16 protein-coding genes are annotated in these 21055 nt (G+C 72.6%); 6 read left to right on the top strand and 10 right to left on the bottom strand.

From position 1 onward, the window contains the following. Positions 1–97: 97 nt before the first annotated feature. The 4 genes from CEB94_RS14740 to CEB94_RS14725 all read left to right on the top strand — a co-directional run bounded on the left by CEB94_RS14740 (position 98) and on the right by CEB94_RS14725 (position 6342). Entirely contained in the window at positions 98–2752 is a 2655-nt protein-coding gene (locus CEB94_RS14740; protein ID WP_175432661.1) for a CocE/NonD family hydrolase, read from the top strand. Continuing rightward, positions 2749–3615, top strand: a complete 867-nt coding sequence (locus tag CEB94_RS14735; protein ID WP_175432660.1) for an ABC transporter permease — start codon at positions 2749–2751, stop codon at positions 3613–3615. Before CEB94_RS14740 ends, CEB94_RS14735 begins: the two co-directional genes overlap by 4 nt. A 172-nt stretch (positions 3616–3787) precedes the next feature. After that, positions 3788–5302 (top strand): vWA domain-containing protein, encoded by a 1515-nt coding sequence (locus CEB94_RS14730; RefSeq protein WP_246111801.1) that lies wholly within the window; start codon positions 3788–3790, stop codon positions 5300–5302. A gap of 329 nt (positions 5303–5631) precedes the next feature. After that, positions 5632–6342, top strand: coding sequence for a chaplin (locus tag CEB94_RS14725; RefSeq protein WP_175432658.1), 711 nt, complete (start codon positions 5632–5634; stop codon positions 6340–6342). Positions 6343–6496: 154 nt separating this feature from the next. Here CEB94_RS14725 and CEB94_RS14720 read toward each other — a convergent pair whose 3' ends face one another. Continuing rightward, positions 6497–7765, bottom strand: coding sequence for an NAD(P)-binding domain-containing protein (locus tag CEB94_RS14720; protein ID WP_175432657.1), 1269 nt, complete (start codon positions 7763–7765; stop codon positions 6497–6499). Beyond that, entirely contained in the window at positions 7765–9015 is a 1251-nt protein-coding gene (locus CEB94_RS14715; protein WP_175432656.1) for a carboxylate--amine ligase, read from the bottom strand. Before CEB94_RS14715 ends, CEB94_RS14720 begins: the two co-directional genes overlap by 1 nt. A gap of 168 nt (positions 9016–9183) precedes the next feature. Between CEB94_RS14715 and CEB94_RS14710 the strand changes: the two genes are divergently transcribed. Beyond that, positions 9184–10446 (top strand): glycoside hydrolase family 26 protein, encoded by a 1263-nt coding sequence (locus CEB94_RS14710; protein WP_175432655.1) that lies wholly within the window; start codon positions 9184–9186, stop codon positions 10444–10446. A 58-nt stretch (positions 10447–10504) separates the two neighbouring features. Here CEB94_RS14710 and CEB94_RS14705 read toward each other — a convergent pair whose 3' ends face one another. Genes CEB94_RS14705 through CEB94_RS14670 form a run of 8 tightly spaced genes read right to left on the bottom strand, consistent with a single transcriptional unit; the run spans position 10505 to position 19912 of the window. After that, positions 10505–11161, bottom strand: coding sequence for a YveK family protein (locus CEB94_RS14705; RefSeq protein ID WP_175432654.1), 657 nt, complete (start codon positions 11159–11161; stop codon positions 10505–10507). Continuing rightward, on the bottom strand, positions 11158–12306 hold the full coding sequence (locus tag CEB94_RS14700) for a glycosyltransferase (protein WP_175432653.1): 1149 nt from the start codon (positions 12304–12306) through the stop codon (positions 11158–11160). The genes CEB94_RS14705 and CEB94_RS14700 overlap by 4 nt, the downstream gene beginning before the upstream one ends. Before the next feature lies 1 nt (position 12307). Further along, the gene (locus tag CEB94_RS14695; protein WP_175432652.1) at positions 12308–13072 is read right to left on the bottom strand and encodes a polysaccharide deacetylase family protein; all 765 of its coding nucleotides are present in this window, start codon (positions 13070–13072) and stop codon (positions 12308–12310) included. Further along, on the bottom strand, positions 13056–14756 hold the full coding sequence (locus tag CEB94_RS14690; RefSeq protein WP_175432651.1) for a lipid II flippase MurJ: 1701 nt from the start codon (positions 14754–14756) through the stop codon (positions 13056–13058). Before CEB94_RS14690 ends, CEB94_RS14695 begins: the two co-directional genes overlap by 17 nt. Continuing rightward, positions 14753–16093 carry an O-antigen ligase family protein gene (locus CEB94_RS14685; protein WP_175432650.1) on the bottom strand — a complete coding sequence of 447 codons (1341 nt, stop codon included), beginning with the start codon at positions 16091–16093 and terminating at the stop codon, positions 14753–14755. Before CEB94_RS14685 ends, CEB94_RS14690 begins: the two co-directional genes overlap by 4 nt. A 5-nt stretch (positions 16094–16098) precedes the next feature. Next, positions 16099–17526 carry an exopolysaccharide biosynthesis polyprenyl glycosylphosphotransferase gene (locus CEB94_RS14680; RefSeq protein WP_175432649.1) on the bottom strand — a complete coding sequence of 476 codons (1428 nt, stop codon included), beginning with the start codon at positions 17524–17526 and terminating at the stop codon, positions 16099–16101. Then, a complete protein-coding gene (locus CEB94_RS14675; protein ID WP_175432648.1) occupies positions 17523–18773 on the bottom strand; it encodes a glycosyltransferase in 1251 nt (416 codons plus the stop codon). The genes CEB94_RS14680 and CEB94_RS14675 overlap by 4 nt, the downstream gene beginning before the upstream one ends. Before the next feature lie 50 nt (positions 18774–18823). Then, positions 18824–19912: a DUF3344 domain-containing protein gene (locus CEB94_RS14670; RefSeq protein WP_175432647.1), complete on the bottom strand. Its 1089-nt coding sequence runs from the start codon at positions 19910–19912 to the stop codon at positions 18824–18826. Positions 19913–20312: 400 nt separating this feature from the next. Between CEB94_RS14670 and CEB94_RS14665 the strand changes: the two genes are divergently transcribed. Next, positions 20313–21017: a hypothetical protein gene (locus CEB94_RS14665; protein WP_175432646.1), complete on the top strand. Its 705-nt coding sequence runs from the start codon at positions 20313–20315 to the stop codon at positions 21015–21017. The last annotated feature ends 38 nt before the right edge of the window (positions 21018–21055 follow it).

Genomic DNA, 21055 nt, shown 5'->3' with positions numbered 1-21055 from the left:
GCAGTACGCCGCAAACTCCGTGTACACCCCTGGAAGGCCCCGCACTTCGGTCTCCGGTCGACACCTGTTCGACAGGTTCACCCCGTACCGTTGACGCATGGATCTTCGACTGCCCGGACTGAACGGGCTGCTTCGGGGGCCCCGGAGGCTGCTCGCCGCCGGGGCCGCCGTCGTCGTCCTCGCGGGCGCGGGAACGTGGACGGCCGTCGCCGACGACGAGACGCCCCCGGTCCGCCGCTCCGACCGGGTCCAGGACATGGGGAACGGGGTGCGTATCGACACCTCGTACTTCACCTCGGGAGGAGACCGCCGCCGCCCCGCCGTCCTGCTCGGGCACGGCTTCGGCGGCAGCAAGAACGACGTACGGCAGCAGGCCGAGAACCTTGCCCGGGACGGCTACGCGGTCCTGACCTGGTCGGCCCGCGGCTTCGGCAAGTCGAACGGGAAGATCGGCCTGAACGACCCCGAGGGCGAGGTCGCCGACGTCTCCAAGCTCATCGACTGGCTGGCGAAGCAGCCCCAGGTCGAGCTCGACAAGAAGGGCGACCCCCGCGTCGGCATGGCCGGCGGCTCCTACGGCGGCGCGATCGCGCTGCTCACGGCGGGCCACGACCCCCGTGTCGACGCCATCGCACCGTCGATCACCTACTGGAACCTCGCCGACGCCCTGTTCCCGAACGGCGTGTTCAAAAAGCTCTGGGCCGGCATCTTCGTCAACTCCGGCGGCGGCTGCGAGAAGTTCGAGCCCGCGCTGTGCCGGATGTACGAGCGGGTCGCCGAGTCGGGCACACCGGACGCCCAGGCGCGCAAGCTGTTGGAGGAGCGTTCGCCGTCCGCCGTCGGCAAGAACATCAAGGTGCCGACGCTGCTGATGCAGGGCCAGTCCGACTCCCTCTTCCCGCTCGGCCAGGCCGACCAGGCCGCGAAGGCGATCCGGGCCAACGGCGCCCCCGTCGACGTCGACTGGATCGCCGGCGGCCACGACGGCGGCGACATGGAGGCCGGCCGCGTCCAGGGCCGTGTGACGTCCTGGTTCGACCGCTACCTGAAGGACGACAAGGGCGCCGACACCGGCCCCGCCTTCCGCGTGACCCGCACCCTCGGCATGGGCTCCGGCGACGGCGAACCCCGCCTGACCGGAGTGACCTCGGACCGCTACCCCGGCCTGGAGAGCGAGCAGCGCTCCATCGCCCTGGCCGGCCGCGAGCAGACCTTCGACAACCCGCCCGGCGCCAGCCCGCCCGGTGTCTCCGCCCTGCCCGGCCTCGGCGGCGCCGGCGGCCTCAGCCAGCTCTCCACGCTCGGCATCGGCATCTCGCTGGACTTCCCCGGCCAGTTCGCCGCGTTCGAGTCGGCGCCGCAGCGCGAGGACCTGCAGATCACCGGTTCGCCCACCGCCACCGTCCATGTGAAGTCCACCAGCGACGACGCCGTGCTCTTCGCCAAGCTCTACGACGTCGGCCCCGGCGGCACCCAGCCGGTCCTGCCCTCACAGCTCGTCACGCCCATCAGGGTCGAGGGCGCCAAGGTCGGCAAGGACGTCCGCATCACGCTCCCGGCGATCGACCACGAGATCGACGACGGCCACCGGCTGCGTCTGGTCCTCGCCTCGACGGACCTCGGCTACGCCTCCCCGACGGCCCCGGCGACGTACACCGCCTCCCTCAAGGGCGACCTGTCGGTCCCCTCCGCCCTGGGCCAGCGCGCCACCCGGGCAGGGCTGCCCGCGTGGGTGTGGTGGCTGCCGCTCGCGGGCGCCGGCATCGCCCTGGCACTGATCATCACCGGACGCCGCCGCACGGCCGCCCCCGCCCCGCCGGACCCCGAACTCGCCGGGGTACCCCTCCAGATCACCGATCTGACCAAGCGCTACGCGAAGGCGTCGGACCGGTACGCCGTCAAGGACCTCTCCTTCCGCGTGGACAAGGGCCAGGTCCTGGGCCTCCTCGGCCCCAACGGGGCGGGCAAGACGACCACCCTGCGCATGCTGATGGGCCTGATCAAGCCCGACGACGGCGAGATCCGCGTCTTCGGCCACGCCATCGGCCCCGGCGCCCCGGTCCTCTCCCGGGTCGGCGCCTTCGTCGAGGGCGCGGGCTTCCTGCCGCACCTGTCCGGCCGCGAGAACCTGGAGCTGTACTGGCGCGCCACCGGCCGCCCGGCCGAGGACGCGCACCTGGAGGAGGCCCTGGAGATCGCGGGACTGGGCGACGCGCTCGCCCGCGCGGTGCGCACCTACTCCCAGGGCATGCGCCAGCGCCTCGCCATCGCCCAGGCCATGCTCGGCCTGCCGGACCTGCTCATCCTCGACGAACCGACCAACGGCCTCGACCCGCCCCAGATCCGCGAGATGCGCGAGGTGATGATCCGCTACGCCGCCGCCGGCCGCACGGTCATCGTCTCCAGCCACCTCCTCGCGGAGGTCGAGCAGACCTGCACCCACCTCGTGGTGATGGACCACGGCCGGCTCGTCAAGGCGGGCCCGGTCGAGGACATCGTCGGCTCGGGCGACACGCTCCTGGTGGGCACGGCCACGCCCGTGGACGAGCCCGTCGTGGAGAAGGTCACCGCCCTGCCGGGCGTCGTCTCGGCCGTGCGCACCGACGAGGGCCTCCTCGTCCAGCTCGACGCCGACGGCACCCCGCAGCGCCTGGTCGCCGACCTCGTACGGCTGGACGTGGCGGTGGCCTCGGTCGGACCCCACCGCCGCCTGGAGGACGCCTTCCTCACCCTGATCGGAGCCGAAGCATGAGCACGCTCGCCGAGCCGCCCGTCGAGGTCGCCGACGGCTACCGCGCGGGCCGCACCCTGCCCTTCCGCGTCGAGCTGGTCCGGCAGCTGAAGCGGCGCCGCACGATGGTCATGGGCGGCGTCCTGTTCGCCCTGCCGATCATCCTGCTCATCGCCTTCCAGGTCGGCGGCGACCCGGGCGGCAACAACAACCGCGTCAACCTGATGGACACGGCGACGGCATCCGGGGCGAACTTCGCCGCGGTCAACCTCTTCTCGGCCGCCGGCTTCCTGCTAGTCATCCCCGTCGCCCTGTTCTGCGGCGACACCGTCGCCTCGGAGGCCAGCTGGTCCTCCCTGCGCTACCTGCTCGCGGCCCCCGTGCCCCGCGCCCGGCTGCTGTGGTCCAAGCTCGCCGTCGGACTCAGCCTGAGCCTGGCCGCGATGGTCCTGCTCCCGATCGTCGCCCTCGTCGTGGGCACGGCCGCCTACGGCTGGGGCCCGCTCCAGCTGCCCACCGGCGGCACCCTGCCCACCGGCACGGCCGCCCAGCGCCTGCTCATCGTGGTCGTGTACATCATGGTGTCCCAACTGGTCACCGCCGCGCTCGCGTTCTGGCTCTCGACCCGGACGGACGCCCCGCTCGGCGCGGTCGGCGGCGCGGTGTTCCTCACCATCATCGGCAGCGTCCTGGACGAGGTGACGGCCCTCGGCGACTGGCGCCACTTCCTGCCCGCGCACTGGCAGTACGCCTGGCTCGACGCCGTCCGGCCTCAGCTGGAGTGGTCGGACATGATCCAGGGCACGTCGATCTCCGTAACGTACGCGCTCGTGCTGTTCGCCCTGGCCTTCCGCGGTTTCGCCCGCAAGGACGTCGTCTCCTAGTCCGACGGACAAGCCAACGGACGGGTCAACGGAGGATCACCCACCGGTCTCGAAAGCCCGCCCCCGTAGCCGCTTCGAGACGCTTCCGCAACGCCCCGTACCGCACGTTCGGGCCCCCTGCGCCGTCACAGTCGCAAGAAGCCGACGCCAACGGATGCAGGGGGTACGGACCATGAAGCGGTTCCGGACACGAACAGCGCTGCTCGCCCTCACGGCCGCGAGCGGCCTGCTGCTCACCGCGTGCGGCGGGAGCGCCGACACCGGCGCGGACAGCAAGGCCGCCGACCGCCACGACCCCGGCGGGGGCCGGCCCGCACCCGCCCAGGGCCAGGACGCCGACGAACGGTACGACCGCCGGGAAGACCCCGACCACCTCTCCACCTTCGCCCTCGACGTCGACACCGCCTCCTACGACTACGCCCGCCGCGCCCTGGCCGACGGCCGGCTGCCCGACCCGTCGACGGTCCGCCCCGAGGAGTTCGTCAACAGCTTCCGCCAGGACTACGAACGCCCCGACGGCGACGGCTTCTCGGTCACCGTCGACGGCGCCCGCACCGACGACGAGGACTGGTCCCTGGTCCGCGTCGGGCTCGCCACCCGCACCACGGAACGCGCCGGCGAACGCCCGCCCGCCGCCCTCACCTTCGTCATCGACGTCTCGGGCTCCATGGCCGAACCGGGCCGCCTGGACCTCGCCCAGGAGTCCCTCGCCGTGATGACGGACCGGCTGCGCGACGACGACTCGGTCGCGCTCGTCACCTTCAGCGACGAGGCCGAGACCGTCCTGCCCATGACCCGCCTCGACGGCAACCGCGACGAGGTCCAGGACGCCATCTCCGACCTGGACACCCAGGACTCCACCAACCTCGGCGCGGGCGTCGAGACCGGCTACGAGACGGCCGTGGAAGGCCTGCGCGAGGGCGCGACCAACCGGGTCGTCCTCGTCTCCGACGCCCTCGCCAACACCGGCGACACCGACGCGGACACCATCCTGGAGCGCATCGCCGGCGAACGCCGCGAGCACGGCATCACCCTCTTCGGCGTCGGAGTCGGCAGCGACTACGGCGACGCCCTCATGGAGAACCTCGCCGACAAGGGCGACGGCCACACCGTCTACGTGTCCGACTCCGACGAGGCCCGCAAGGTCTTCTCCGAGCAACTCCCGCGCAACGTCGACCTCACCGCCCGCGACGCCAAGGCCCAGGTCGCCTTCGACCCCGAGACGGTCGAGGAGTTCCACCTCGTCGGGTACGACAACCGCCGCGTCGCCGACGAGGACTTCCGTGACGACCGCGTCGACGGCGGCGAGGTCGGCCCCGGCCACACCGTCACCGCCCTGTACGCGGTGCGCACCGAGCCCGGCGCCGAGGGCCATCTCGCCACCGCCACCGTCCGCTGGCTCGACCCCGGCACCCGCGACCCGCACGAGGAGACCGGCGACCTGGAGGCCGACGCCCTCCACGACTCCCTGCGCGCCGCCCCCAGCCGTTTCCAGGTCACCGCGGTGGCGGCCTACTTCGCCGACGCCCTCCGGTCGCGAGACGACCGCTTTGACCGCCTCCCAGGAGCCCCGGCCGGCTTGTCCGGACTCGCCGATCACGCCCGCGCGTTGTCCGACACCACGGAGGACAGGGCAGTGCGCGAACTCGCCCAGGCCATCGAACGGGCGGACCGGCAGCGGGATTGAACACCGGCCCGGCCCTTCGGGAGGGGACGCGGGCCAACCGGGTGAACCTGCGGAACCAATTCTCCTGCACCCGGTTGATGTGGCAGTAGAGCATGCGGCGCCACGAGAAAGGAACGCGCAGTGCTCAAGGAGGCAATGATCGCTGCGGCGGCCGCCGCTTCTGCCATTGATGTGCCGGTGACGGCCCCTGTGCCGCGAGCCGGCATTCGGCACGCCTGATTCCTGTTCAGCGCTGCGACCTGTACATGCCGCCACACCGCCGGCCATGGATGTGGCTCTCCGCTCCGAGGCCGACTGCCCCAATTCTTTCAAGCAGGAGGACAACTGCAATGCGACAGACCCTGAGTAAGGGAGCGTTCGCGGCGGCCGCCGCCACGGGGATTCTGTCCCTGTACGGCAGCCCCGCCCTCGCTGACTCCGACGCGTCGGGAGTGGCGAAGGATTCCCCTGGTGTGCTGTCCGGGAACAGCGTGCAGGTGCCGGTCGACGTGCCGGTCAACCTGTGCGGCAACACCGTCAACGTGCTCGCGGCGCTCAACACGGCGTTCGGCAACTCCTGCATCAACACCTCGCACAAGTCGAAGGACCACGACGCGGGCGCGGACGCGTCAGCGGTCGTGAAGGGTTCCCCCGGTGTGCTGTCCGGGAACAACGTGCAGGTGCCGCTCGACGTGCCCGTGAACGCTTGCGGCAACAGCGTCGACGGGGGCGCGCTGTTCAACGACGCGCTCGACAACAGCTGCGAGAACGACTCGTACGACGGCGGCTACGGCGACGACGACACCCCGTCGACGGACGAGGAGCGGACGCCCCCGGCCAAGGACGGTTCCGTCCCGCACGACAGCAAGGCGCCGCGTTCCACGCCTCGGGACGGCGAGGACTCGTCCATCACCGTAGAAGCCGAGAAGGAGGACGGCACGCTGCCCCAGCTGGCCGAGACCGGCAGCGAGGCACTGGCGGCGGCGTCGGCCGCCAGTGCCGTCCTGATCGCGGGCGGAGTGATGATGTACCGCCGCGGCCGCACCACCTTGTCCCGCTAGCTGGGACAGCACCACCGCACCCCCCGTCGACCGAGGTCCGGGGGGTGTCGGCCGTCCCGGCACACGTGCCTGCTCGACGCCGTTCGGCAGCAAGGACGGGCCGCCGACGACGCTGTGGCCGTCAGCGGCCCGTGGGCCACCGCGCGGTTCCCCGTCAGCCGTGTACCGGCGACGGCGACTCGCTCCGGCTGCTGTCCACCGGAGCGGGGACGATCCCGCCCACCGGCAACGCCCCGAGCCGGCGGCGTACTCCCCGGACGAGTGTCGACGCCGTGAAGGACGCGCCCTGCACGAAGCGCATGGCCGGGCCGAAGCCCGAGGCCGTCACCAGGCCCGCGAGGAACAGGCCGGGGTAGGAGGACTCGAAGCTGCGCCCGACCTCCGGGGAGCCGTCCGGCAGTGCCGCCAGCGTTCCGCGCAACTCAGGGGAGAGCAGTCCGAGCCGGTCGCAACGCGCCCGGAACCCTGTGGCGGCGATGACGTGTTCGGTCTCCAGGCTGCGCAGGGCACCCGCGCGGCTCGCCGTGTCCAGCCGTACCCCGCCCGGCACCGCGCACGCCGCAGTGACCTCATGGCCCGGCAGCAGCTCCACCACGCCCTCCACCCGGTCCCGCACCCACCACGCACCCGCCGGCCCCAGCGCCGTGGTCGCGATGCGCGCCCGGGTCGGCTCCGGCAGCCGCCGGAAGAGGTTCGGGCGCTCCGAGTAGAACCAGTTCCGCCAGCCGGGGCCGAGGCCGCTGTGAGGAGAGCGGGCCGACTGGTACCAGGGGCGCTCCCAGGGCGGCGGCACATCGTTCCACCGCAGCTGTTCAGCCCGCGCCAGCACACGGACACGCGTGCCCTGTTCGGCGAGCAGCGCCGCCGTCTCCAGGGCCGCCTGCCCGCCACCGATCACCGTGACGTCCTTGTCGCGGAAGCGGTCGAGGTCGCTGTGGTGGCTGCTGTGCGTCACCAGCGCGGGGTGCAGTCCCCGCAGTGCCTGCGGTACCTCGACGAACGGCATCACACCGACCGCCAGGGCCACCGTCCGCGCCTGTACCTCCTCCCCGTCCTCGGTGACCGCCGTGAAACCGCCCGGCCCGGCCGCCACCCGGATCACCGTGCGCTCGTCCACCCCCGGCACGGCGTTGCGCGCGAACCACAGGCCGTACTCCGCGAACGCCTCGACCGGAATCGGCTTCGCATGACGTGCCGTCAGGTCGTGCTCCGCACAGTAGACGTCCAGTCGCCACTGCCCGGCCGGGTCGGAGAGGTTGGACGCCCACGGTTCCGACTTCAGGAACATGCCGCGGGGCATGTTGTCCCGCCAGGACGCCATGGGCCGGCCGAACACGCGCAGGTTCAGCCCGGCGGCCGCGGCGTGGGACGCGATCGACAGACCGTAAGGGCCTGCGCCCACCACAAGAAGGTCGTACACCATCAACTGCTCGCTTTCTCGTTGTCGGTCAGGGAGGGCGAGGCTGCCCGGGGGATCAGCCGGGGCGTCGGCGCCACCGTCGCGCCCAGCCGTTCACGCAGCCGGCGGGACGCGTGCCGGCACCACTGGGCCCACATGACCCGCGTGGGGGAGCGGTCGTCCGCGGCGCACCAGGCCAGCTCGCGCCCACCCGGCGCCGCACGCAGCGCCGCCAGCGGCGCGTAGTTCTCCACCACGAACGTCCGCCCGGCCATCGGGATCCCGGCCGGCAGTGAACGGCCCGTCAGATCCAGGTGCAGGGCCCGTACGACGTCCAGGCCCGCGCTGTCCGCGAAGAGCCGGAACTGGGCGCCGGCGCGCGGGTTGAAGTCGAGCAGGTGGTAGCGGCCCGTCGCGCCGCAGCGGCGGAAGTCGAGGTCGAAGATGCCCCGGTAGCCCAGCTCGCCGGTGAGACGCTCGGCCAGCGCCTGCACCTGGGCGTTGGGCGTCCAACAGCCCACCGCGGTCAGCCCCGCCACCCGCGGCCAGGCCAGCTGCTTACGGCCCGGCCCGCCCGCGCGCACGCTGCCCGAGTGGTCGGCGTAGCCGTGGAAGAACCAGTCCCGGTCCGGCCCCGGTGACAGGTACGCCTGGAGCAGCAGCCGGCTGCCCGCTTCCCCGGTGCGCAGGAACAGCTCCCGGGCCTGCCGTACGGACCGCACCAGCACCGTGCTGCGCAGCCCGCTGCCGGCCGGCAGCAGCCAGGGACGGCTCCACTTCGCCACCACCGGCAGCCCGAGCCGCCGCATGGCGACCGCGACCTCAGCCGGACTGTCCGGGATCAGCGTCTCGGGGTGCGGGACGTCGGCGGACGCGCACACGGCGGCCAGTTCCGCCTTGTCGGCGACGCGCTCGGCCAGGGTGCTCGGCATAGCGGGCAGAAGGTAGGAGGGCGTGAGCTCGTCCCGCATCCGGCCCACGGCGATCGCGCTCGCGTCGTCCATCGGGACCAGGACGGCGGGCCGCGCGATCCGGTCGGCCACGCGGCGCAGCACGGCAAGAATGTCTTCCGGGGACGCTTCCGGGAGCGGCGGGGGATGCATTTGACGTACGTAACGCGATGCGCCGACGGGGCTTTCCGCGGTATCCGCGACGACGTGTACCTCCACTCCCGCCCTGCCGAGCGAACGCACGGCCCCCAGCGTTCCGTGGTGAAAAGGATTCCGGTCGATCCGCAGCACAACAGCGGGGACGCGGATGTCAAGCAGCGACACGAATTCTCTCTTTCCTTTCGATCGGCTCACCCGCACGGGCGAGCCCAGCACTCGAAAGCCGCAACGACGGTAGCGCTCCTGGCTTTTCTGTGACTGACTTCATATGACTGCCCGTCAATAATGAAAATCGCGGCAGTGGTCCGGACGAGAGCGAAGAAAGGAGCAGGCATGGACCCACAGCACAAGCGGGCGGGGGTCCGCCGGCTGGCCTGGGGCGCGGCAGCGGTCGCCGCGTCGGCCGCCCTGGTGTCCGGCACCGTGACGGGGGTGGGGGCGGCGCAAGCCGCCGAACCCCGGGCTCCGGCGCCGACCCCGGCGGCCCCCGGGGCCACGCCCTCGGCCGCCGCACCCGTGGCCGTCACCCAGCCTCCGGCGCCGGCCCCGGTCACCACCCCGTCGGTGGGTGAGGAGATCCCGGCCTTCGGTGTCTTCCTCAAGTCCGACGCCCGTGGCGTGGCCCGGATGCCGCTGTTCAGCCACTGGCTGGGCGGTACGGAGCTCCGCGTCGGCCACACCTATCTGCCGGGACACCGCTGGCGCGACATCGAGGGCGCCCCCGGCTTCCTGGACGTGTGGGCGCACTGGCGCAACAAGAAGGCCGACCGGATGCTGGTCCTCAACGTCCCCATGCAGGAGCGCAACGAGGAGGGTGTCTCCGACCGGGAGGTCAGGCAGCTGCTGCGGCAGGGCGCGGCCGGGGAATTCGATCACCACTTCCGGGTCCTCGCCGAACGGCTGGTGGAGTTGAAGGTGCCGGACACGGTCATCGTGCTCGGCTGGGAAATGAACGGCACCACGTACACCCATCGCTGTGGGCCGGACCCGGAGGCCTGGAAGAAGTACTGGAACAGGATCGTCACCACCATGCGTTCCGTGCCGGGCCAGAAATTTCAGTTCGATTTCACGCCGAGCCGTGGCCAGGACGCCGTGCCCTGGACGAAATGCTATCCGGGGGACGACACGGTCGACGTCATCGGCATGGATTCCTACGACCAGCCGGCCGGAATGTCGTTCGAGGAACAGGTGAAAGAGCCCTACGGGCTGCAGCACCACGTGGATTTCGCGAAGGCTCACGGCAAACCCATTTCCTATCCGGAATGGGGCCTCTTCCGCAACGGTGACAACGCCGAGTACATGAGGAGCATGCTCGCCTGGATGGAGGAACACAGGCCGCTCTACAACACGCTGACCGACTACTGCCCGCACGGTGTGTGGCAGTGCGCAGCCAACCCGAAGTCGTCCCACCTCTACCGGTCCGCCCTGTTCGGCCGCAGCGACCAGGCGACCCCGCCCCTCATGCCCACACCTACGCCGAAGCCGACCCCGCCCGGCACAACGCCGCCCCCGGCGGACTGCACGCCGCTGGACCTGGGCAGCTGGGTGGAGGAGTGGCTGGGCGGGAAGCTCTGCCTCCGCTTTGACTGGTGGTGATTCGCCAGCCCGGCGGAACCCTGCTCCCCGGTGCCGTGTCCGGCCGGGCCCGCCGTCGTCACCGTTGTCCGCGCACATCGGCGGCGGCGGCCGGGCCGGGCACCGAGGGGGCCGGGGCGGGCTCGTCGTCCTGGCCGTTCCTCCTGGGCCGCGCCAGCAGGGCCAGGCCGCCCAGCAGACCTCCCGCGCTCGCCCCCACCAGACCGGTCACCGCCGGCGACGCGGACGTGGGCTCGTTCGGCTCCACCGCCCGCGAGAACGGCACGAGCCGCACGTTGGTGTTGTCACTGCTGTCGTCCGCGTGGCGGGTCAGCGATCGGGTGACCGCGTTGGCCATGTCGACGGCGAGGCCGGGGCGCGAGGAGGTGGCCGAGACGGCGACCATCGGCGCGTCCGGTGACGTCGCCGTGCGCACACTGCGCTGCAGGGTGCGCACCGGTACACCCGCATACACCTGCGCGTCCCCGAGCACCGCCAGCTGCGTGGCGACCCTGCCGTACGCCTGAGCGAACCCAAGGGCGGCGTCCGGCGTGGACTTCCCGGTGGGTACGGCGATGACGTAGCTCGTGGCCGTGTACGTGGCGGGGGTGAGCAAGCCGTACGAACCGCCCAGCAAACCCCCGACGAGGGTCCCGGCCGCGAGCACGGACCACAGGGGAAGTCCCCTGAGACGAGCCGGGGACCAGCGGCGCTGACGGGTCGGAGTGTCGGTCATGAGGAGGTGGCTCCCATGGGTGAGAGGGACGGCGAACTGGAGACCGCTGCCGCGTACACGTCCGTGAGACGGGCCGCGCAGTGGGTGATGCTGTAGTGGTGGGCGACCTCCGAGGCGGTGCGTGCCCGGGCGCCGGCCGCGCGGACCTCGGCGATCGCGCGGGCGTACTCCTCGGGGCCGCCGCGCACCCGCCGGACGCCTTCGGTGGGCGGCCGTACATCCTCGATGGCCGGGCAGGAGGCGTAGAGCACGGGCAGTCCGGACGCCAGCGCCTCCACGGCCGCCAGACCGAACGCCTCCTCCGTGGACGGGGACGCGAGCAGGTCCATCGCCGAGGTGAGCGACGGCAGGTCCGGGCCGGGTGAGCCGTCGGGCACGTAGGGGCGTTCGCCGGTGAGGACGACGCGGCCGGCCACGCCGGCCTCGTGGGCCGTGCGACGCAGGGCGTCCTCCTCGGGCCCGCCGCCCACGAGCAGCAGACGGCACTCGTCCGGAAGCAGGGCGAGCGCGCGGACGAGGACGTCGAACCGTTTCCCCACGGTGAGCCGGCCGACACCGCCCACGACCCAGGCATCCTCCGGCAGGCCCAGGTGCCGGCGGGCGCGCTCGCGCCGCTCCGGGTCGAAGCGGAAGCGGTCCACATCGATGCCGTTCGGGACGACCTCGATGCGGGACGCGGGCACGCCCCAGCGCTTCAGGCGCTCGGCCACCGTCGGGGACACGGCGACCGTCGCCGAACCGAGCCGCTCGCTCGCGAGGTACAGCCCGCGCACCCCTGCGGTCAGCCGGCGACCCTCCATCTGTGAGTCGCCCAGGGAGTGTTCGGTGGCGATCACCGCCCGGACCCCGGCCACGCGTGCGGCGAACCGGCCGTAGACGCAGGCCCGGTAGAGGTGGGTGTGCACCAGGTCGTAGCCGCCGGCGCGGATCAGCCGGACCAGACGCGGCAGCGCGGCCAGGTCACGGTTGCCGCCCATGCCGAGATGCGTGACGCGGACGCCGTCTGCCGCAAGGCCCTCGGCGACCGCACCGGGGTTGGTGAGCGTCACGACGTCGCAGTCGGCGGGCAGATGACGCAGCAGCAGGCGCAACTGCTGCTCGGCCCCGCCGGTGCCGAGGCCGGTGATGATGTGCAGAGCCCTCATCTCACAGGCCCTCCACCGGGCGCCGGCGTAGCCGGTGCAGCCAGTGCTTGAGGTGCAGGCGCCACGCCGTGTCGTCCTGGCCGACGTAGACGCGCGGCAGGGCGTGCGGACCGGTCAGCGGGCCGGGGTCGATGGCGCAGGCGTAGGTGTACCCCGCTTCCCGTACGGCCTCGACGGCGCGGGCGTCGATCGTGCCGTACGGGTAGCAGAAGCCCCCGGCCGGGGTGCCGGTCAGCTCCTCGAGCTGTGCGCGGCTCTCGGCGACCTCGGCCTTGAGCGTGCGGTCGTCCGCCTTGGTGAGGTCGACGTGCGTCAGCCCGTGCGAGCCGATCTCCACGCCTTCGGCGGCCGCGCGCCGGATGCCGTCCGCGGTGAGCAGCGGCTTTCGCGGGCCGAGCGGATCCCAGGCGTTGTCGCCGCCGAGCCTTCCGGGCAGCACGAAGAGGGTGGCGCCGCAGTCCCAGCGGTGCAGCAGCGGCAGGGCGTCGGTGACGAAGTCGGCGTACCCGTCGTCGAAGGTCAGCCCGACCAGCTTCCGGCCCTCGCCCCGGGCGCGGGCGGCGAGCAGCTCGGTCATGGACACGCCCCGCAGCCCGCGCCGGCGCAGCCAGGCCAGCTGCCTCTCGAGCCGTTCGGGCGTGACCGTGATGCGGTACGGGTCGTCCGAGCAGTCGCCCACCGAGTGGTACATCGCCACCCAGGGGGCCGGACCCTTGCGCGGGGCCAGGGGTCTGCCGGTGTCGAGGGAATCAACGGAAGCGGCCATGTGTGAGCCTTCGTGTGACGGCGCGTAGGGAGCGCAGAGCGGACGCGGAACTCTGGGCACCGAGGGCCCAGGTGAGCGGGACGAAGACGAAGGTCACGGTCAGGAGGCCGGCCGCGAGGCCCGCCGCCGGGGACGGCAGCCGGCTGGCGGCGAACATTCCCGCGGCCGTGGCGACGACCGCGGCGGACACCAGCCTGCCCAGCTCTGCCAGGACCTGCCGGACACGGACCGAGACGCTGTGGGGGCTGCTCAGCCGACCCGTTCGCAGCCCGGCGAGCAGCAGGGTGGCCGTGCCGGTGATGCCGAGGGCGTTGGCGGCGGCGATCCCCGCCACGCCCCAGGGCTGCACGGAGGCGGCGCCGATCCAGGACGTCACGGCGATGCCCGCCGCCATCGCGCCGAGGGGGTACCAGCTGGCCCGGCCCGCCGAGAAGTAGGACCGCACGAGGGCGCCCACCAGGGTCTGGCCCAGCAGCCCGAGGGCGTACACGCGCATGACGCCCGCTGTCGCGGCGGTGTCGCTCGCGGTGAACGCACCCCGCTGGAAGAGCAGTTCGATCATCTGGGGGGCGCAGGCGATCACCGCGCACATGCCCAGCAGCACCAGCCATGAGGCGAGCGCCAGGTCCCGCTCCACCCGGCTGCGGGCCCGCGCGGTGTCGCCGTCCGCGAGGGCCCGCGCCACCACCGGGAAGGTGACGGTGCACACCATCAGCGACAGCGTCATCGGGATCTGGGCGACCTTCTGCGCGTAGTTCAGGTGGGAGATGGCGCCGGCGGGCAGGCCGGAGGCGAGGAAGCGTTCCGCGAGGACCTGCGACTGGCGGCACAGGGCGAAGAGGAGTACCGCGGCGACCAGGGCGAGTTGCATCGGCCGCTCCTCCACCACCGCCCCTGCCCTGGCCAGGGTCGGCGTACGCGACGCCAGTCGCCGCCACAGCGACGGCAGTTGCACCGCAACCATCAGACAGCCGCCCGCCGCGACCCCGACCGCGGCGGAGCGAACGCCCCAGCCTTCGCCGAGGAGGAACATCGCGGCGATGATGCCGGTGTTGTAGGCGACGTAGATCGCCGCGGGCGCGAGGAAACAGCGATGTGCCCGCAGGGCGGCGCTGCAGTACCCGGCGAGCCCGAAGGCCAGCACGCAGGTCGCCGTGATCCGGGTGCAGTCGACGGCGAGCCGGGGGTCCGGCAGGCCGGGAGCGAGAGCCCGGACCAGGTAGGGAGCCGTGCCGGCGATCAGCGCGGCCACCGCGGTGAGGGCGAGGCAGAGCCGGGGCAGGGTGGCGCCGACCAGGGCGCGGACCGGGTCGCCCGGTGCGCCTCGGGCGCGACGTGCCAGCGCCATGCTGAACGCCGGGATCAGCGCGATCGCCAGCCCGTCCTCGATGAGCAGCGTGGCGGCGAACTCCGGTACCGTCCACGCCACCAGGAAGGCGTCCGTGTCGCTCCCGGCGCCGAACAGCCGCGCCAGCGACTGGTCGCGCACCAGGCCGAGCAGGGAACCGGCGATGGACAGCGACGCCGTGACGAGCGCGGCCCTGGCCAGGAAACTCCCGGAGACCGACGACGATGCCGAGGCCTGGTCGGCACCGCCGCCGGCTTCGGCGGCGGCACGCGCCGGGGGCACGGTCGTCGCGTCGTCCGTCTCGGAGCCGGGGGACTGCGAAGGCACCACCGTCATCGCGCCAGGGCCTCCTCGGCGCGCTGAGGCACCCCGCAGCGGGGCGCCTCCACCCGCGTGTCGCAGGTCAGCGCCCACCACGCCCCGAGCCCCATGGCCACGGCGATCAGCACGGTCGAGGGACCGCCGATGTCTCCGTACATGAAGTCGGTCAGCAGCCAGACCAGCAGCCCGCAGGCAACGAGCCCGCAGTCGAGTCCCGGGCCGCGGTCGCGGACGCGCACCACGCGCCGCACCCCGCACACCAGCAGCGCCAGCCAGCTCCCGGCGAGCGCGAGCAGCCCGATCAGGCCCTGCTCGCTCAGCACCAGCAGGTACATGTTGTGCGGAGACAGCAGCGGCTGCCTCTGGTACGCCGCTCCCGCGCCTTCGGTCTCGCTGCCCGACGACAGCGCAAGCGTCGCGTGCCCGTCCCGGTACTCGGGGAAGCCCTTCAGCCCGACACCCGTCAGCGGGTGCTGCCGCCAGATCTCCGTGGCGGACGCCCACAGGGTGTACCGGTCGACGACGGACTGGTCGGGGGCGTCGGTGACCTGGGCGATGCTGCCGATCCGCTGTTGCAGAAGCGCCGAGCCCACGCCGAACCCGCCCACCAGGATCACACCGGCCGCGACCGCGGCCGCGACCGCCTTGAGCGCGCGCCGCCATCCGGTCAGAACCAGTTGCACGGCGCACGTCAGGACGGTCGCGATCCAGGCTCCCCGGCTGAAGGAGAGCGCGAGCGGCAGCAGCAGCACCGACGCGCAGGCGATGGCGGCCACCCGCTGCCGTACGGACACCCGGCCCAGCGCGATCCCGACCGCGCACACCAGGCCGAGGGAGACCGCCGTCGCCATGCCCATCACGTCCTGCGGCCCGAAGGTGCCCACCGCCCGGATGTTCGCGCCCTGGTAGGAGGCACCGGTCCGGGTGACGAACTGGTGGACGCCGAGGGCCCCCTGACACAGAGCGAGCCCCACGCAGGACCAGACCACCATCCGGAAGCCGGTCCGGTCGCGCAGCAGCAGCAGCACGGCCGCCGGAACCAGTACGAAGGTCTGCAGATAGCGTCCCAGGCCGGTGAGCCCGGCCTGGGACGAGAACGCCCCCATGGCGGCGAGCGCGAGCCCCACGACCGGCAGGCCCAGCACCACGGCAGCGGCGGGCGACAGCGGGCGCCGCCGTTCGAGCAGGAGACGGATCACGCAGTACACCACCACCAGCCCGGAGAGCACGTCGGCGGGCCCCGCGCCGTCCCGCGTCAGCGGCAGCGCCAGCAGGGCGGGTACGGCCACGACGAGCAGGGCCGGTGTCAGCGCGGCGACGCGGTGGGGAAGCGGTGTCAGTGCGAGGCTCACGTCTGTCAGCTCCCCGTGGGACGTACCACCGTGGCGGCGGTGCGCAGCAGGATGCAGACGTCCTGCCACAGGGACCAGTCGTCGATGTAGGCGTTGTCGAACCGGCAGCGGTCCTCGATCGAGGTGTCGCCGCGCAGACCGTGGATCTGGGCGAGGCCGGTGATGCCGGTCCGCATGCGGTGGCGGACCGTGTAACCGGGGTATGTCTGGCCGAACTGAGCGACGAAATAAGGGCGTTCGGGCCGCGGTCCGACCAGGCTCATGTCGCCCCGCAGCACGTTCCACAGCTGGAGCAGTTCGTCGAGCGAGGTGCGCCGCAGCATCCGGCAGAACCAGCGCATCTCGTTCTCGTTCGCCACGCTCCACCGGGTCGCCGACTCGTGCTCGTCGACCGGGCGGTGCGTACGGAACTTCAGCAGCGTGAACGGCTTGCCGCCCCTGCCGATGCGCTCCTGCCGGAACACCACGCCCGGCCCGTCGCTGATCCGCAGCGCCGCGGCGAAGGTCAGCAGCAGCGGGCTGACCAGCAGCAGCAGCGTCCCCGACACCAGGATGTCGAGCGTCCGCTTGGCCGCGCTGTCCCGCCGGGCCGGGGACACGTCCAGCCGACGGCAGGAGAACCCGGCCAGCCGCTCCCGTGTCGCGTACGACGGGGAGTCGGCGTCGACCTCCCAGACCACGCAGCCCGACTCGGCCAGCGTCCGCAGCAGCGGCTCCTGTTCGGCGCGTACGGAGGGGTGCACGGCCAGCACCGCCCCCACCCCGTTCTGGATGACCGCGCGCTCGACCTCCTCGGCGGTCGTCAGCACCGGCAGAGTCTCGGAGCCGTCCGGCTGCTCGGCGACGATTCCCACCGGCCGTACTCCGCACCGCGGGTGACGCAGTACGGCGGCGGCCACGCGTTGCGCGGTCGTGACCGGGCCGATGACGAGTGCCGTGTGCGGGTGGCGCAGCAGTGCGGCGCGGCGCCGCGCGTGTACGGCTCCGCGCAGCGCGCAGCCGGCCACCGCGTGCAGGGCGAGGCCCGTCAGCACGGTACTGAGGGACAGCGCGTGCTCCGGGCGGTACGCCGCCAGGAGCGCCGCGAGCGCCAGCCATGCCACCGCGATGCGACCGCACACGGCGGGCAGTTCCTCCAGCAGCCCGGGTACCGGTGGCCGCCCGTCGCGCCGCACCAGCAGCAGCGAGGCGACGACCAGCAGCGTGACGAGGAGCGGATGGCGCTGGGCCTCGCTGAGCGCGAGCGTGCCCGCCAGGGCGGCGAAGCCGTCGGCGACCAGCAGCGGGACGGGGGAGGCCGACCGGACCGGGCGCCGTGGGGCGGACGACCGGAAACCGGTGGCGGTGCCGCGCGGCGGCATGACCGAGACTGGTGAGGATCCGTGGTCCCGTGGCGGTACGCCGGGGGAGGGCACGGTACGTTCGGCGGTCACGAGTGGATGGACTCCCTGTACTCGGTGGGCTCGACGCGCTGTGTTGTCCGGTTCGCCTCGGCGCCACATCCGGTGTCGAGCGGCTGACCGTGCTGAGCGCTGGGGGTGGTGGCGGTCCATGGGCCGAGCAGATCGCGATAGACGTCCGAGACGGCCTCGGCGGTGTACCGCACGTCGTGGGTGGACAGCACGTGCCGGCGGCCCTGCTCGCCGAGCGACTCGCGCAGCAGCGGGTCCGCCAGCAGCGCGGTGACGGCCCCGGCCAGCGCCGCCGGGTCCTCCGGCGGGACCAGGCACGGGGTGGAGCAGGAGGGCGGCAGGCTCTCGCGGGCGCCGTCGACGTCCGTGACCACTACCGGCCGCCCGCAGGCCATCGCCTCCAGCGGCGCCAGGGCCATGCCCTCCCAGCGGGACGGCAGGACGACGAGATCGGCGGCCTGGTACCAGGGGGAGGCGTCGGCGACGGCTCCCGCGAACACCACGGAGCGCGGGGCGCTTTCGCGGAGCCGGTCGTGGTCCGGCCCGTCGCCGACCAGGACGAGGCGGGCGTCGGGCACCTGCCGTTCGACGGTTTCCCACGCCCGCAGCAGGACGTCCTGGCCCTTCTGCCGGCACAGCCGCCCCACGCACACCGCGAGCGGTGCCGCCGGGTGGATGCCGGCGAGCGGGGCGAGCCCGGCCCGTACGGCGTCCGCGGCGGCCGGACGGAAGCGCTCCGGGTCGATGCCGTTGGGGACGACCGTCCACCGGCCGGTGATCCTGGCGCCCATGCCGGTCGCGCGTTCCGCCTCACTCACACACAGCACACGTGAGGCCCAACGCGCCCCCCAGCGTTCCCACATGAGCGCCAGGGTGGCGGTGCCACCGCCGACCGCCTCGAACGACCAGGCGTGCGGCTGGAAGACCGTCGGGATCCGCCCGCGCACCGCGAGGCGTCCGGCGAGCCCGGCCTTCGCGCTGTGTGCGTGCACCAGATCCGGACGCACCTCGTCGATCACCCGTGCCAGGTGCCGTACCTCCCGGACGAGCGAGGTACCGGGCGACCGCGTCGCGTGCCAGTGCCGTACGCGCGCGCCGAGCCCCCGGAGGTTCGTGGTGAGCGCGCTGTCGGGGCAGGCCACGGTGACGTCCAAGCCGTCCGACAGCTGTGCCTGGACCAGGTCCGTGACGACGCGCGCGACGCCGCCGTCCACCGGCTGGGTGAGGTGCAGGACTCTGGGGTGTGGTGCGGTGGATGACAGGTGCATGTGCGCGGATTCCTCGCTCGCGAAGGCGTTCGGGGCGGGCGGCGGCGTACTCACCGCCGTGCGTCGACGGCGACGAAGAGCACGCCGGCCCACGCCGCGTCCTGCTGAGACCGGATCCGGAAGGTCGCCTCGTCACCGGCCTGCTGCAGGCCGCTGCCGAGATCGAACACATCGGAGTCGTAACCGAGGTGGTTGGCGTGGGCGGGCACACGTGCCGCGTCCGCTCCCGGCTCACTGATGGTGGAATTGAGGACGTCGTCCCGGGGGTTGGCGCTGTTGGTGAGGACCGACTCGGTCTGGCCGGTCGTCACGGTGAGCGAGTCGCCGGTGGTGCCGCGGTCGCCGTTGTACGTCACCAGGCCCGCACGGCCCCACGCGCCGGCGGCGAAACCCAGCCCGGACAGGCGGATCTCCTGTCCCGTACCGGACCTCAGCGGGGTGAAGCCGTCCCTTACCGCGAGGTGCCGCAGTGGCTCAGCCGGGTTCTCGTAGGCCACCAAGAGCGTCCAGCCGCCCCAGGCCCCGGCCGTCGACCTGCCCATGGCGATGTTGATCTGGGCCACGGTGTACAGGCCCGCTCCGCCCTCCCGTAGCAGCTGTGTCACGTCGGCCGAGGCCTGGAAGGCGTCCATGCCGTCCATGACGCGGTGTCCGACCAGCGTGTCCGCGAGCAACTGCTTGTACTCGCCGCCGGGTTCGGCGATCAGCACGCGCCCGTTGTCCTCGGGCGGCTTCTGCTCGCCCACGCGCAGGTTGCCGCCCCAGTAGAGGCGCGCGTACGTCACCCGGGCGCCGTTGGGGAGGCGGACCTCCGCGCGGGAGGAGTTGTAGGTGTTGGGGTCGCGGTCGACATCGACGTAGAACATGTCGAAGTCGCCGTTCACACCCGAGCCGCCTGCCTGGGCGTCCGGGCACGAAGGCCTCTGGGCTGCGCGGCAGGTGATCGATGCGTTGGCCGCGCGTACGATGCCGCCGTGCTGGAGCGAGCGGTACCGCTCGGTGAAGCTGAGGCTCTCGGCCTCCGGTGCGGGTGCGGCAGCCGGCGCGGCCGCGGGGGGACTGCTGGCTGCCCACACGGCGGCAAGGGCGAGGACGCCCACGGTCGCGCGGCGAAACAGCGGGCCCAGGGAATGGCGCATGACCGGTTGTGCCCTTTCGGAACAGGTGGCCGCGGCAGAGCGCCACGAGTGCAATGTGTCCGCGCTGAGGAGTGCGTCGGGCGGTTCGCAACTCTAGTCATCAACCGGACATAGTCGATGAAATTCGGGTGAAACCTGACAGTGTGTCGGAATCGTGAAATTGCGAGTCTTTGGCGGGTTCCGGCCGTCGTCTCACCCTCGAGAAGCGCCTCCGCTCGACGCGGGCCGCCGCATTGCTCCGTCAGGGAACGAGGCGGTGCGCCCCTGGCAAACCGTCTGATCAGGCCGGACGCGGCGAAAGAGGGAATTATGGAATCCCGAAAAGCGTATGAGCGGTTGCGGGAAGACGTGGGTGCTTTCACGGTGGGCTCAAGATCCAACGCCGTCGAAAGGAATCCCCATGTGTGCTCTGCCCGCGCGGCGCATCGCGTCCGGCGCGCTCTGCGCCGCCCTTCTGGTCGGGATCACCGGCCCCGTCGCCATGGCGGCCGAACCGTCCCGCGGGCACGGCCATGTGGCGCCCGAGGTCCGGCTTCCCGGCGCGGATACGCGACTCGCGCAAATCGCGAAAGTGAACTGGGGCGAGCTCACCCCCGTCGCCGACCTGTTGAAGACCGCGCTCCGGGACAGCGACGGCAGACTGCCCGCGGCCGAGGCCAGGAAACTGGGGGAGGCCGCGAAGGCCGCCCTGGCCGAGGCGGCCGCCGGGCGTGCGGAGACCTCGCTCCTGTCGACGGTGGTGCCGCTGCCGGCTCCCGCCCTGCCCGCTGCGGCACCCGTGGTGTCGGTGCCGCGCGCCGCCGGCCCCGTCACCGACCTGCTGGACCTCGTACTCGGAGCGGTCGACGGCCTCCTGCGGACGATCACCTCTGGTGTCGGCGGCCTCCTTCCCTCGGTCGACGACCTGCTGACCGGGGTGGACGACCTCCTCGCCGCGCTGACCGCGGGCGACATGTCGTTCCGGGACGAATCCGATGCGTCGACACCGTCCGACGAGCTGTCCGGCGAGTCGCCCGGCCCGTCGTCGACATCGGCACCCGCACAGACGGCCGTCACGCTCCCCGCGGTGCCGCTGCTGACGACTTTGCTGCCGCCGACCTCTTGAGCCCGTCCAGCCGTGGTGCCGCCCGCAGGGGAGCGGCG

This window comes from Streptomyces hawaiiensis (assembly GCF_004803895.1).
Lineage (GTDB): Bacteria > Actinomycetota > Actinomycetes > Streptomycetales > Streptomycetaceae > Streptomyces > Streptomyces hawaiiensis.
The sequence above is the reverse complement of the archived record's forward strand: the minus strand, read 5'-3'. Positions and strand labels throughout refer to the sequence as shown.